This is a genomic window from Mesorhizobium sp. ORS 3428 (assembly GCF_001854785.1).
Taxonomy (GTDB): domain Bacteria; phylum Pseudomonadota; class Alphaproteobacteria; order Rhizobiales; family Rhizobiaceae; genus Mesorhizobium.
On the sequence record NZ_MDFL01000126.1, the window covers coordinates 341,515 to 355,566 of the forward strand.

At 64.2% G+C, this 14,052-nt stretch carries 11 protein-coding genes; 4 read left to right on the forward strand and 7 right to left on the reverse strand.

The window, feature by feature from the left end:
* Window positions 1-4: 4 nt before the first annotated feature.
* From ORS3428_RS20440 to ORS3428_RS20455, 4 genes are all read right to left on the reverse strand, one after another.
* Entirely contained in the window at window positions 5-2,467 is a 2,463-nt protein-coding gene (locus ORS3428_RS20440; protein WP_071100078.1) for a glycogen/starch/alpha-glucan phosphorylase, read from the reverse strand.
* 144 nt (window positions 2,468-2,611) lie between these two features.
* Window positions 2,612-3,394 carry an ATP-binding cassette domain-containing protein gene (locus ORS3428_RS20445; protein ID WP_071100079.1) on the reverse strand — a complete coding sequence of 261 codons (783 nt, stop codon included), beginning with the start codon at window positions 3,392-3,394 and terminating at the stop codon, window positions 2,612-2,614.
* A 2-nt stretch (window positions 3,395-3,396) separates the two neighbouring features.
* Window positions 3,397-4,461, reverse strand: a complete 1,065-nt coding sequence (locus ORS3428_RS20450; RefSeq protein WP_071100080.1) for an ABC transporter permease — start codon at window positions 4,459-4,461, stop codon at window positions 3,397-3,399.
* A 161-nt stretch (window positions 4,462-4,622) separates the two neighbouring features.
* Window positions 4,623-5,600: a sugar ABC transporter substrate-binding protein gene (locus ORS3428_RS20455; protein ID WP_071100272.1), complete on the reverse strand. Its 978-nt coding sequence runs from the start codon at window positions 5,598-5,600 to the stop codon at window positions 4,623-4,625.
* 267 nt (window positions 5,601-5,867) lie between these two features.
* Between ORS3428_RS20455 and ORS3428_RS20460 the strand changes: the two genes are divergently transcribed.
* From ORS3428_RS20460 to ORS3428_RS20475, 4 genes are all read left to right on the forward strand, one after another.
* Complete coding sequence (locus ORS3428_RS20460) at window positions 5,868-7,094, forward strand: ROK family transcriptional regulator (protein WP_071100081.1); 1,227 nt, start codon at window positions 5,868-5,870, stop codon at window positions 7,092-7,094.
* Window positions 7,095-7,096: 2 nt separating this feature from the next.
* Window positions 7,097-7,543, forward strand: coding sequence for an RbsD/FucU family protein (locus ORS3428_RS20465; protein ID WP_071100082.1), 447 nt, complete (start codon window positions 7,097-7,099; stop codon window positions 7,541-7,543).
* Window positions 7,540-8,463, forward strand: a complete 924-nt coding sequence (locus tag ORS3428_RS20470; RefSeq protein ID WP_071100083.1) for a carbohydrate kinase family protein — start codon at window positions 7,540-7,542, stop codon at window positions 8,461-8,463. The genes ORS3428_RS20465 and ORS3428_RS20470 overlap by 4 nt, the downstream gene beginning before the upstream one ends.
* A 253-nt stretch (window positions 8,464-8,716) precedes the next feature.
* Window positions 8,717-9,859: a DegT/DnrJ/EryC1/StrS family aminotransferase gene (locus ORS3428_RS20475; protein WP_071100084.1), complete on the forward strand. Its 1,143-nt coding sequence runs from the start codon at window positions 8,717-8,719 to the stop codon at window positions 9,857-9,859.
* Between the two features lie 204 nt (window positions 9,860-10,063).
* Here ORS3428_RS20475 and cysQ read toward each other — a convergent pair whose 3' ends face one another.
* From cysQ to cysD, 3 genes are read right to left on the reverse strand one after another with little or no spacing between them, the layout of a single operon-like run.
* The gene (gene cysQ, locus ORS3428_RS20480) at window positions 10,064-10,846 is read right to left on the reverse strand and encodes a 3'(2'),5'-bisphosphate nucleotidase CysQ (protein WP_071100273.1); all 783 of its coding nucleotides are present in this window, start codon (window positions 10,844-10,846) and stop codon (window positions 10,064-10,066) included.
* Between the two features lie 10 nt (window positions 10,847-10,856).
* Window positions 10,857-12,794, reverse strand: a complete 1,938-nt coding sequence (gene cysN / locus ORS3428_RS20485) for a sulfate adenylyltransferase subunit CysN (RefSeq protein WP_071100085.1) — start codon at window positions 12,792-12,794, stop codon at window positions 10,857-10,859.
* 2 nt (window positions 12,795-12,796) lie between these two features.
* Window positions 12,797-13,702 carry a sulfate adenylyltransferase subunit CysD gene (gene cysD / locus ORS3428_RS20490; RefSeq protein WP_071100086.1) on the reverse strand — a complete coding sequence of 302 codons (906 nt, stop codon included), beginning with the start codon at window positions 13,700-13,702 and terminating at the stop codon, window positions 12,797-12,799.
* Window positions 13,703-14,052 lie beyond the last annotated feature (350 nt).

The window sequence follows — 14,052 nt, forward strand, 5'->3', positions numbered from 1 at the left end:
CACATCAGGCAGGCACGTTCCAGATTTCTTTCGCATATTGGCGGATGGTACGGTCCGACGAGAACCAGCCGACGCGGGCGACGTTGCGGATGGCGCGCGCGTACCAGTCCGGACTGTTGCGCCACACATTGTCCACCTCGCGTTGGCAAGCGGCGTAGGAATCAAAGTCGGCCGCCACCATGAACCAGTCGCTCTGGTAGAGGCCGTTCATCAGATCGCGGTAGYGGTTGGGATCATCGGGCGAGAAGACGCCGGACGAGATCGCCGACACCGCCTGCGACAGCTCCGGCGAAGCCTCGATCACGCCGCGCGGCTCATAGCCATTGTTGCGCCGGTCGGCCACCTCGGCGGTGGTGAGGCCGAAGATGAAGATGTTGTCGTCGCCGACGCGCTCCTTGATCTCGACATTGGCGCCGTCGAGCGTGCCGATGGTCAAGGCGCCGTTGAGCGCGAACTTCATGTTGCCGGTGCCGGAGGCTTCCATGCCAGCGGTCGAGATCTGCTCGGAAAGATCGGCGGCCGGCATCATCAGCTCGGCCAGGCTGACATTGTAGTTCGGCACGAATACCATTTTCAGCAGGCCGCGCACCGCCGGATCGCGGTTGATGACCCTGGCGACGTCGTTGGCCAGTTTGATGATCAGCTTGGCGTTGTGGTAGCTGGGCGCCGCCTTGCCGGCGAAGAATTTCACCCGCGGCATCCAGTCCCGCTCGGGATGCGAGCGGATCTGGTCGTAGAGCGCGATCGCCTCCAGGATATTGAGCAGCTGGCGCTTATACTCGTGGATGCGCTTGACCTGGATGTCGAACAGCGCCGAAGGATCGAGCCTGATGCCGAGCCGGTCGGCGACGAGGTTCGCCAGCCTCGCCTTGTTCTGCCGCTTCACGCCGGCGAACTTCTCGCGGAAGGCTGCGTCGTCGGCGAGAGGATCGAGATCCTTGATCGCCTCGATCTCGTCCATAAAGCGGTCGCCGATCGCCTCGCGGGCAAGCCCGGTCAGGCCGGGATTGCACTGGATCAGCCAGCGTCGCGGCGTGATGCCGTTGGTCTTGTTGTTGATGCGGTCCGGATAGAGCTTGTGGAGATCGGCGAACACCGTCTCCTTCATCAGCTCGGTGTGCAGGGCAGAGACGCCGTTGATCGAATGCGAGCCGACGAAGGCGAGATTGCCCATGCGCACACGGCGGTCGCCGTTTTCCTGGATCAGCGAGATGCGGGCGATCTGCTCGCCCGAGAACTGGTCGGTGGCGCGGGCTTCCAACAGCACCTGCGCGTTGATGGCGTAGACGATCTGCATGTGGCGCGGCAGCAAGCGCTCGAAAAGCGGCACCGRCCAGCTTTCCAGAGCTTCGGGAAGCAGGGTGTGGTTGGTGTAGGCGAAGGTGCGCTTGGTGATGTCCCAGGCGAGGTCGAAATCCATGCCGTGGACGTCCATCAACAGCCGCATCAGCTCCGGCACGGCGACCGCTGGATGGGTGTCGTTCAAATGGATCGCCGCTTTCTCGGGCAGCGACTTGAGGTCGCCATATTGGCTGAGATGCCGCTGCACGATGTCCTGCAGCGAGGCGGTCGAGAAGAAATATTCCTGCCTCAGCCTGAGCTCCTGCCCGRCCATATGGGAATCGGCGGGATAGAGCACGCGCGACAGCGCGTCGGCCTTGTTGCTTTCGGCCAGCGCGCCGATGTGGTCGCCGGCGTTGAATTTGTCGAGCAGGATGGGGTCGACCGGCATGCCGGACCAGAGCCGCAGCGTGTTGACGCGCCTGGCGCGCCAGCCAGCGACCGGCGTGTCGTAGGCGACAGCCAGCACATGCTCAGTCGGCTTCCAGACATGGCGTTCCAGCCGGCCGTCCTTGGAGGTGATCGATTCCACCGAGCCGCCGAAGCCGACTTCGAAGGAACGCTCGCGCCGCTCGAACTCCCAGGGATTGCCGTGATCGAGCCAGGTCTCGGGCAGTTCGACCTGCCAGCCGTCATGGATCTCCTGGCGGAACATGCCGTTGGCATAGCGGATGCCGTAGCCGTGCGCCGGGATGTCGACTGTTGCCATGCTTTCCATGAAGCAGGCGGCGAGCCGGCCGAGGCCGCCATTGCCGAGCGCGGCGTCCGGCTCGAGGCCGGCAATGAGGTCGAGATCGACGCCAAGCGAAGCCAGCGCCTTGCGCATGCTCTCCATCAGGCCGAGGTTGGAGAAGGCGTCGCGCATCAGCCGCCCGATGAGGAATTCGAGCGAAAGGTAGTAGACGCGCTTTTCCTGCTGGTCGTAGGCCTCCTTGGTCGCCTGGATCCAGTGATCGACGATGCGGTCGCGCACGACCTTGATCGAGGCGGTCAGCCAGTCATAGGGCGTGGCGACCGTGATGTCCTTGCCGAGCCGGTATTTGAGCGACATCAAGACTTCGTCGGCGAGCGTCTTGGGGTCGGAGTTGTCGAAAGCGGGGGCTTCGATCGTCATGGCGGATGTCATATCGCCTCTCGTGCTGTTGCCGCGATCATACCGGCTTTCACGGTTCCTCCTACCCCYCTCTACCGCATTGCAGCATACATTCAATCGATTTAGGCTGCGATGTCATCTGGTTCCGCGGCGGCAGTTTACCGTGGTGGATGGAGATCAGGCCGCCAGMGCGTCTTCCGGCGGCTTCTTGGCGCCGGTCATGAGCGCGACGGCATCCGACATTGAAATCTGCTTGGGATCGACGACGCAAAGGCGCCGTCCAAGCCGGTGGATGTGGATGCGGTCCGCGACCTCGAAGACATGCGGCATGTTGTGCGAGATGAGCACGATCGGCAGGCCGCGCTTCTTGACGTCGAGGATCAGTTCCAGCACGCGCCGACTTTCCTTGACGCCGAGTGCTGCCGTCGGCTCGTCCATGATCACCACTTTCGAGCCAAAGGCAGCGGCGCGCGCCACCGCGACGCCCTGGCGCTGGCCGCCCGAGAGCGTTTCCACCGCCTGGCTGATGTTCTGGATGGTCATCAGGCCGAGTTCGGTGAGCTTGTCGCGGGCGCGCTTTTCCATCGTGGGCCTGTCGAGCATGCGGAACCAGCTGCCGAGCGGGCCGGACTTCCTGATCTCGCGGCCGAGGAACATGTTATCGGCGATCRACAGCGCCGGCGAAAGCGCGAGGTTCTGGTAGACGGTCTCAATGCCGGCCTCGCGGGCTTCGATTGGCGATTTGAACTGCACCTGCTTGCCATCCAGTTCGATGGTTCCCTCGTCAGGATGCACGGCGCCGGAGATCGCCTTGATCAGCGTCGACTTGCCGGCGCCGTTGTCGCCGATCACCGCCAGGATTTCGCCCGGATAGAGATCGAAGTCGCAGTTGTTGAGCGCGGTCACGCGGCCATAGCGCTTGGTGAGGCCGCGCGCGGTGAGGACAGCCTGCTGGGTCATGGTTACACCGAAACCTTTCTGATCCACTGGTCGATCGCCACGGCGCCGATAATCAGGACGCCGGTGAGCAGCACTTTCCATTGCGGGTCGGCGCCCAGCATGTTGAGGCCCATCGAGACGACGCCGACGATCATGGCGCCGAACAGCGTGCCGAGGATCGAGCCGCGGCCGCCGARGAGCGAGATGCCGCCGATCACCGTCGCGGTGATCGCCTGCAGATTGTAGTCGGTGACGGCGGCGGACGGCGAAATCGAGCCGTTGCGGCCGATCGAGACCCAGGCCGCGAAGGCGGCGATCAGGCCGGCAAGCGTGTAGACGGCCACGAGCACCGACTTGGTCTGGATACCGGAAAGCTTGGCGGCCTCGGGATCGTCGCCGACGGCGTAGACGTGGCGGCCCCAGGCCGTGTGGTTGAGCACGTACCACAGGAACATCACCAGCAGGACCATGGCGATCACGCCGGCCGTGAGGACCGCCGAGCCGACCCTGAAGCTCAGCGCGAAAAGGTGCAGAAGCGGCGCCTGGGYATCGACATCGGCGTCGCGGATCGTCTCATTGGCCGAATAGATGAAATTGGTGGCCATGACGATGTTCCAGGTGCCGAGCGTGACGATGAAGGGCGGCAGCTTCATGTAGGCGACGAGCAGCCCGTTGAGCAGGCCGCATATGGCGCCCGCGGCAAGCCCGATCAGCACCGCCAGAATTGTCGGCATGCCGTAGGTGATGGCGCAGTTGCCCATGACCACAGCCGAGATGACCATCACCACGCCGATCGACAGATCGATGCCGGCGGTCAGGATGACCAGCGTCTGGGCGGCGCCCAGAATGCCGACGATGGCGATCTGCTGCAGGATCAGCGTCAAGGTGTAGGACGAGAAGAAACGACTGCCAATGGCAATGCCGAATATGATGATCGACAGCACCAGCACAATCAGCGGCACCGCCGCCGGCGTGGAATGCAGGAAATGCTGGGCGCGCTTGACGAACGACTTGCCGTGCTCCTCGAAGGCGGCGACGCTGGTATCGCTGCCTGAGAGACCTTTCTCGAATTCCTGAATCTGCGACATATCTCCTCCCGTCTTACGGAGCTTTGTCACGRCTCCGCGCCGCGTTCACGCATTCCGGTCTGCCGCCGGCTTATCAGCGCCTACGAAAATGTATCGTCCACCCGATGCGGCCGGGGATCAAGCCCCCCGGCCGCCAGGTTTACAGGCCTGTCAGGCAGGCATCAGCCCCAGCACTTGGCCAGGCCTTCCTTGGTGTCGATGGACTTCACGCCGTTCGCCGGCTTGTCGGTCACGAGATTGACGCCGGTGTCGAAGAAGTTCTTGCCTTCGGTCGGCTTCGGCTTCGTGCCGTCCTTGGCGTATTTGGCGATCGCCTCGATGCCCAGCGCCGCCATCTGCAGCGGATATTGCTGCGAGGTGGCGCCGATCACGCCCTCGGCAACCGACTTCACACCGGGGCAGCCGCCGTCGACCGAGACGATCAGCACCTGCTTTTCGAGGCCGACGGCCTTGAGCGCCTGGTAGGCGCCGACCGCGGCGGGCTCGTTGATGGTGTGGATGACGTTGATGGAGTTGTCCTTCTGCAGGAGGTTCTCCATCGCCTTGCGGCCGCCTTCCTCGTTGCCGTTGGTGACGTCGTGGCCGACGATGCGGGGATCTGTTTCGTCGCCGATCTTGTTCGGGTCCTTCACGTCGATGCCATAGCCCATCATGAAGCCCTGGTCGCGCAGCACGTCGACGGTCGGCTGCGAGGGGGTGAGGTCGAGGAAGCCGATCTTGGCGTCCTTGGCCTTGTCGCCGAGCGTGGCGGCGGCCCAGGCGCCGATCAGCTTGCCGGCTTCGAGGTTGTCGGTCGCGAAAGTCGCGTCGGCGGCGTCGATCGGATCGAGCGGCGTGTCGRGCGCGATCACCAGCAGGCCGGCATCACGCGCCTTCTTCACCGTCGGCACGATGCCCTTGGTGTCGGAGGCGGTGATCAGGATGCCCTTGGCGCCGTCGGCGATGCAGCTTTCGATCGCGGCCACCTGGCTCTCGCTGTCGCCATCGATCTTGCCGGCATAGGTCTTGAGGTCGACGCCGAGTTCCTTGGCCTTGGCGGTCGCGCCCTCCTTCATCTTGACGAAGAAGGGGTTGGTGTCGGTCTTGGTGATCAGGCAGGCGCCGACGCCGGCGGCCGACGCGGACGAGGCGAACGCCATCAAGCCCAGCCCGGCAGCAGCGAACACGGTGGATTTCAGCAGCGATTTCTTGGTCACGATTTCCTCCCAATTGAACCATTCCGGACGCCGGCCAACCCGGCGTCTCAAGCGCATCCAACCATTCTCCCAGCGTGGACGCCACCTCAAAAGACACCAGTCCGAGACTTCTGTCAATAATTAAATCACTCTTATTTATTATTGACAGGCTTGCGCCGTTCACTCATTCTGAACGAAAACTAGCGAGGGGAAACCGACGGGAGGAACAGGGTGGAGACCGGCATTGCGAGGCACGGTTCGCCCGAGGCTCTGGAAAGCCGCCTGCATCGCGGCACGAACCAGAGCGGCATGCGCGACCACAACGAGCGGCTCGTGCTGTCCCTGGTGCGCCAGCACGGGAGCCTGGCCAAATCCGACATTGCGCGCATGACCGGGCTGTCGGCCCAGACTGTGTCAGTTATCATGCGCGAGCTCGARGAAGACAAGCTGCTTCTTCGCCAGCCGCCGCTGCGCGGCAAGATCGGCCAGCCGTCGATCCCGATGGCGCTCAACCCGGAGGGCGCTTTTTTCATCGGCCTCAAGATCGGCCGCCGCAGCGCCGAGCTGGTGCTGATCGACTTCCTCGGCAATGTGCGATCGATGCTGCAGAATTCCTACCGCTACCCGGCGCCGCGCGAGACGGTCGAGTTCGTCACAGCCGGCATCAAGAAGATGCGCGGCGAACTGACCCCGGCGCAGGACAAGCGCATTGCCGGGCTCGGCATCGCCATGCCGTTCGAGCTCTGGAACTGGGCCGACACCGCCGGCGCGCCGCGCGAGATCATGGACGAATGGCGCCATCGCGACATCCGCGCCGACATCCAGGCCCAGTGCGACTTTCCGGTCTACCTGCAGAACGACGCCACCTCCGCCTGCGGGGCGGAGCTCGTCTTCGGCCAGGGGGGAAGCGCGCGCGACTTCGTCTATTTCTATATCGGCGCCTTTGCCGGCGGCGGCATCGTGCTCAACGGCCGCCTGTTCAGCGGCCCGACCGGAAATGCCGGCGCGCTGGGCTCGATGCCGGTGCCGAGCCCAGGCAGCAAGCCGGCGCAGCTCATCGACGTGGCCTCGATCGCGATGCTGGAAAAGGCGCTCAGCGCGAAAGGCATCGACGGCTCCTATCTTTGGACCTCGCCGCAGGAATGGGGGGAGATCGGCGCGGAGCTCGACGAATGGATTGCCAATGCCGCGCAGGCGCTGGCCTATGCCATCGTCGCCGCGTCCTCGGTCATCGATTTCGAAGCGGCGGTTATCGACGGCTGGATGCCGATCGAGGTGAGACGCCGACTGGTCGATGCGGTGACCGACGCGATCGCCGGCCTCGACGCCGAGGGGCTGAAGCTGCCCGTGGTGCGCGAGGGAACAGTCGGCATCCATGCGCGGGCCCTGGGCGGCGCCAGCCTGCCGCTTTCCGAACGTTTCCTGATCGGGCCGACCTCGATCTCCAGGAGCGCCTGACCATGCTGATCGGCATCCCGTCGCTGCTCGGCCCACAGCTTCTTGCGACACTCAGGGCCATGGGCCACGGCGACGAGATCGCCATCGTCGACGGCAACTATCCCGCCGAGGAGYAGGCGCGGCGGCTGGTCCGCGCCGACGGCCACCATCTCATTCCGGTGCTCGACGCGATCCTCAGCGTGCTGCCGGTGGACGAGGCGGTGCCGGAGGCGCTGTTCCGCGCCTCAGTCGAAGGCGATCCGGCGCTGGCCGATCCGGTGCACCATGAAATGGAAGCGGTCTGCGCAAGTCGCGCGCCAGGCCGCAAGGTGGTTGCGCTGGCCGGCCCCGACTTCTACGCACGCGTCAAGGCCGCGCATGCGATCGTCGCGACCAGCGAACCCAGGCTCTACGCCAACATCATCATCCGCAAGGGCGTGATCCATCCGCCAGAAAGCCAGACGCCATGATCCTCTGCTGTGGGGAAGCCCTGATCGACATGTTGCCGCGCACGACCACCGAAGGCGAAGCGGCCTTCGCGCCATATGTCGGCGGCGCGGTGTTCAACACGGCGATCGCGCTTGGCCGGCTCGGTGCGCCGGCGGCGTTCTTCTGCGGCCTCTCCTCAGACCTGTTCGGCGGCCAGTTCCGCGAGGCGCTGGAGGCGAGCAAGGTGAGCTCCACCTATGCGCACACCTCCCCCCGCCCGACGACGCTCGCCTTCGTGCGGCTCAACAACGGCCAGGCGACCTACACTTTCTATGACGAGAATACCGCCGGGCGCATGCTGACCGTCGAGGACCTGCCGAAGCTCGGGGCCGAGATCGAGGCGATGCTGTTCGGTGCCATCAGCCTGATCTCAGAGCCGGCCGGGTCGGCCTATGAGGAGTTCATGYGGCGCGAGCACAAGAGCCGGGTGATGATGCTCGACCCCAACATCCGGCCGAACTTCATCCCGGACAAGGCCAAGCATCTGAGACGTATCCGCGAGATGATGGCCATGGCCGACATCGTGAAACTGTCCGACGAGGACCTCAACTGGTTCGACGAGGCGGGCTCGCATGAGGACGTTGTCCGCAACTGGCTCGATCGCGGACCAAAGCTGATCGTCGTCACCCATGGCAGCGAAGGGGCCGTCGGCTACAGTCGGGAGCACAAGGTCACGGTCGTGCCGCAGAAGGTGACGGTGGTCGACACGGTCGGTGCCGGCGATACCTTCAATGCCGGCATCCTCGCCTCGCTGCACGAGCAGGGCCTGCTCACCAAGGCGGCGATCGGCGGCCTGTCCGAAGACGCGATCCGCAAGGCGCTGGAGCTTGGCGCCAAGGCAGCCGCGGTGACCGTGTCACGGGCCGGCGCCAACCCGCCCTGGCGGCATGAAATCGCCTGATCGGTCGCGCGGGCCGGCCGACCGCCCCTGCCCGAGCGATCACTTTATGTTTCCAAGATCCGGAACACCGCGATGACAGGCGCTGAAAATGCCCTTCGAAGCCGGATTTTCCGGCTTCCTTCACGCACGGCCCCGGCAAAAGACGGTAACAAGCTGCGACACTTCAGCAATTTGCGCTGCTCTCGGCCGGCTTTCTCAGCCGTGCCAAGTCTGGTACCAGCGGGCCGGTTTATTGGCAGCATTTGAGGCCGACATGCAGTTCATCGATCTTGGCGCGCAGCGCGAACGAATCCGCGACCGGCTGAAGGCCGCCATCGACCGTGTCGTCGAGGACGGCCGCTACATTCTCGGCCCGCAGGTCGCCGAATTCGAGAAGAAGCTCGCGTCTTACGTCGGCGTCAAGAACGTAGTGGCCTGCGCCAACGGCACCGACGCGCTGCTTTTGCCGCTGTTTGCCGCCGGCATCGGGCCCGGCGACGCGGTGTTCGTGCCGAGCTTCACCTTTGCCGCAACGGCCGAAGTGGTGGCGCTCGCTAAGGCCGAGCCCGTCTTTGTCGACGTCGATCCCGACACCTACAACATCGACATCGCCAGCCTCGAGGCGGCGATCGAGATGATCAAGAAGGAAGGCCGGCTGAAGCCGAAGGCGATCATTCCGGTCGACCTGTTCGGGCTTGCCGCCGATTACGACGCAATCATGGCGATCGCCAAGCGCGAAGGGCTGCTGGTGATCGAGGACGCGGCGCAGTCGATGGGCGGCTCCGCCGACGGCACAATGTGCGGCGCCTTCGGCCATGTCGGCTCGACCAGCTTCTATCCGGCCAAGCCCCTCGGCTGCTACGGCGACGGCGGCGCGATGTTCACCAATGACGATGCGCTGGCCGACAAGCTCAGATCCTTCGCCTTCCACGGCAAGGGCGAGACGCAATACGACAATATCCGCGTCGGCATCAACTCGCGCCTCGACACGATGCAGGCCGCGATCCTGATCGAAAAGCTCGCCATCCTGGAAGAAGAGATGGTGGCCCGCCAGGTGGTGGCGCAACGCTACGCCGAAGGCCTTGGCGACATCGTCAAGGCATCGCGCAACCTGGGCCACGGCCGCTCGGCCTGGGCGCAATACGCCATCGAGACGCCGAAGCGCGACGGGCTGAAGGCGCATCTCGGCGAAAAGGGCATCCCGTCGGTCATCTACTATGTGAAGCCGCTGCACGAGCAGGTCGCCTATCGCGACTATCCGCGCACGCCGACCGGCCTCGCCGTCTCGGAAGGCTTACCGAAGCAGATCCTCTGCCTGCCGATGCATCCCTATCTCAGCGAAGCCGACCAGGATCGGATCATCGAGACGATCCGCAACTATATCGGCTCGAACTCGGCGCAGGTTGCGGCGGCTTAAACAGCGCCTTCGTCATCCTCGGGCTTGACCGGCTTGACCCGGGGATCCATGCCGTGACTTTTGTGTAGCGCGCGGCGGGGCAGAATTCTGTAAACGATACAACGCCTTAGCGTCACGGCATGGATTCTAGGGTCTGCGCACGTCGCTTCGCTCCTTGCTCCGCCCTAGAATGACGACGCGAGGTGGGCGGCCATCACCAAAGCCCTAAGCCCCGCTCTTCCCGCTCGCAATGAAATGCGGGTTGGCGAAATCGGTGTCGTTGGCCTGGTTGCGCTTGCCGTAGACGAGCGGCTGGCCATCCAGCGTTCGYGTCATGCCGCCGGCGGCGCGCAGCACCGCGTCTCCCGCCGCGGTATCCCATTCCATGGTGCGGCCGAAGCGCGGATAGACGTCGGCCTCGGCGGCGGCGACGAGGCAGAATTTCAGCGAGGAGCCGATCGAGACGATTTCGGCCGCGCCGAGATCGCGAATGAAGGCGTCCGTCTCCGGCGTGTTATGCGAGCGGCTGGCCACGACGGCGAGGGGTGAGCCCCCTTCGCGCACYGTGATCGGCCTGCGGCCGACGATGCGGTAGTCGCCGTCGACTTCGATGGATTCCGCCTTGCCCGGCCGGCCGGAGAAAAAGCGTCCCGTGCAGGGCGCGAAGACGACGCCGACTTCCGGCACGCCGCGGCGTACCAGCGCGATGTTGACGGTGAAATCGGTGCGGCGGTTAACGAATTCCTTGGTGCCGTCGAGCGGATCGACCAGGAAGAAGGCGCCCTCGAGGTCGGGCGTGGCGATCCCCGCCGCAACCTCCTCTTCGGCCACGCAAGGAATGTCCGGATAAGACGCGCGCAGGCCGGCGAGGATGATCTTCTCGCTTTCCCGGTYGGCTTCCGTCACCGGCGAGCTGTCGGACTTGCTGTCGACCGCGCAGCCTTCATGGAAAACGCGCATCACCTCGCGCCCGGCATCGAGCGCCAGGCGCTCGAACAGGCCGAGCATCGCCTCGTCGTCAGATACCGCCGCCATTGTCATACTGTTCTTCGGCAATGTCGCGTTCGTCCAGCCAGTGTTCCAGGGCTTCCGCCATCTCCTCAGGCGTCTTGCCCAACGTCTTGAGATGGATTTCGGGATTCGCCGGCGTCTCATAGGGGGAATCGACGCCGGTGAAGTTCTTGATCTCACCGCTCAATGCGCGCGCGTAAAGGCCCTTCGGGTCGCGGCGGGCRCATTCCTCGAACGGCGTGTCGACGAACACCTYGACGAACTCGCCCTCCGCCATCAGTTCGCGCGCCATACGCCGCTCGGCGCTGAAAGGCGAGATGAAGGAGACGATGACGATCAGTCCGGCATCCGCCATCAGCTTGGCCACCTCGGCGACGCGGCGGATGTTTTCGACGCGGTCGGCATCGGTGAAGCCGAGGTCGCGGTTGAGGCCGTGGCGGACATTGTCGCCGTCGAGGATATAGGTGTGGCGGCCGGACGCGAACAGCTTCTTCTCGAATAGGTTGGCGATGGTCGACTTGCCCGAGCCGGACAGGCCGGTGAACCAGAACACGGCCGGGCGCTGGTTCTTCAAATCGCTGCGGCCCCGCTTGCCGACGTCGAGCGACTGCCAGTGGATATTTTCGGCGCGGCGCAGCGAATGCAGGATCATGCCGGCGCCGACGGTGGCGTTGCTGATGCGATCGATCAGGATGAAGGCGCCGGTCGTGCGGTTCTCGGCGAACGTGTCGAAGGCGATCGGCGCGCGCGTCGACAGGTTGCAGACGCCGACCTCGTTGAGGTCGAGCGACTTCGCCGCCTCATGCGCGAAATCGTTGACGTTGACCCGGTATTTGAGCTCGGTGACAGTCGCGCTCACCTGGTCGGTCTCGGTCCGCAGTATGTAGGAGCGGCCGGGCAGCAGCGCCTGCTCGTCGAACCAGACGATGTTGGCGGCGAACTGGTCGGCGACCTGCGGACGTGYGGCCGGCGACACCAGCATGTTGCCACGCGATACCTCGACTTCGTCCTCCAGGACGAGCGTGATGGCCTGGCCGGCAACCGCCTGCTCAAGATCGCCGCCATGCGCGACGATGCGCTTGACGCGGGAGACCTTGCCGGACTTGGCGACGACAACCTCGTCGCCTTGCGAGACCGTGCCGGAAGCGACGGTGCCGGCAAAGCCGCGGAAGTCGAGGTTGGGTCGGTTCACATACTGGACGGGGAAGCGAAACGGCAATTCGACAGCCGCCTCGTCGACCGACACGGTTTCGAGATGCTCGATCAGCGACGGTCCGGAATACCAGGGGGTACGTTCCGAGCGGATGGTGACGTTGTCGCCGAAGCGCGCGGACATCGGAATCGGCACGACGCTCGTGAAGCCCAGTCCTTTCGCGAACGCGCTGTAGTCCGCGACGATGCTGTCGAAGACAGTCTTGTCGAAGCCGACGAGGTCGATCTTGTTGACGGCAAGCACGATGTGGCGGATGCCGAGCAGCGAGGCGATGATCGAATGGCGCCTGGTCTGGCGCAGCACGCCTTGGCGCGCGTCGATCAGCACGATGGCGAGATCGGCGGTCGAGGCGCCGGTCGCCATGTTGCGCGTGTACTGTTCGTGGCCGGGCGTGTCGGCGACGATGAACTTGCGCTTCGGCGTGGCGAAGAAACGATAGGCGACGTCGATGGTGATGCCCTGCTCGCGCTCGGCCTCCAGCCCGTCGACCAGAAGCGCGAAGTCGACGTCGTCGCCGGTGGTGCCGTGCTTGCGCGAATCGCGCTCGAGCGCGGCGAGCTGGTCCTCGAAGATCTGCTTGGTGTCGGAGAGCAGCCGGCCGATCAGCGTCGACTTGCCGTCGTCGACCGAGCCGCAGGTGAGAAAGCGCAATAGCGACTTCTTTTCCTGCGCGGCCATGTAGTCGCGGATCGAGTCGGTGGGCGCGAGGCTGTCGGCCGTGATGTGGCGCATGCTCAGAAATACCCCTCGCGCTTCTTCTTTTCCATGGAGCCTGCCTCGTCACGGTCGATGAGGCGGCCCTGGCGCTCGGACGTGCGAGCGGTCARCATCTCGCCGACRATGGCTTCGAGCGTGTCGGCATCAGATTCGATGGCGCCCGTCAGCGGGTAGCAGCCCAGCGTGCGGAAACGTACGAGTCGGTTCTCGACCTTCTCGCCGRGGCGCAGTTGCATGCRGTCGTCGTCTTTCAAGATGAGCATGCCGTCCCGCTCCACGACCGGCCGCTCCTTGGCGAAATAAAGCGGCACGATCGGGATGTTCTCCTGCAGGATGTACTGCCAGATATCGAGCTCGGTCCAGTTCGACAGCGGGAAGACGCGGATCGATTCGCCAGGCGCGATGCGGGTGTTGAAGATCTTCCACATTTCCGGCCGCTGGTTCTTCGGGTCCCAGGCATGCTGGGCGTTGCGGAAGGAAAAGATGCGCTCCTTGGCGCGCGACTTCTCCTCGTCGCGCCGCGCGCCGCCGAAGGCGGCGTCGAAGCCGTATTTGTCGAGCGCCTGGCGCAGCGCCACCGTCTTCATCACATGGGTGTGAGTGTTGGAGCCGTGGTCGAAGGGATTGATGTTGTCGCGAACGCCGTCCTGGTTGACATGGACGAGCAGGTCGAAGCCGAGCTTCTGCGCCATCTGGTCGCGAARGGCGATCATCTCGCGGAACTTCCAGGTGGTGTCGACATGCAGGAAGGGAAAAGGCGGCTTGGCGGGATAGAAGGCCTTGAGCGCGAGATGCATCARCACCGAGGAGTCCTTGCCGACCGAATAGAGCATGACCGGCTTGGAGAAAGAGGCGGCGACCTCGCGGAAGATGTGGATGGACTCGGCCTCGAGCCGCTGCAGATGCGTGAGCGCGATGTTCATGGGCTATTGAGCGTTCTTTCGTGCCGGCCAGACCTTGCAGCAGGCGATTGGCGCGGTTTCCCCTCAAACAGCCCGTCAAGCCCTGGACACTTCTCGCGGGCGTTTTAGCAGATYGTCATTGCCCATAACAATGCAAGACACTTGCCAAGCGTCGCGGTTCGGGAATGAATTTTCCAAGTAGCTCCGAGAAAATGGAAAATCCTCCCAGCTAGTTGGACTAATTGAAAGGCGCCGAAAAACCTATTACCCCGATCGGGTGAATTGACATCCAAGGGCCTTCGTCCACGCCACCGATTTTTGGCTGGACATCCATCAGCCACCCTATCGGAGAGCGGAACCAGCCGCTATAC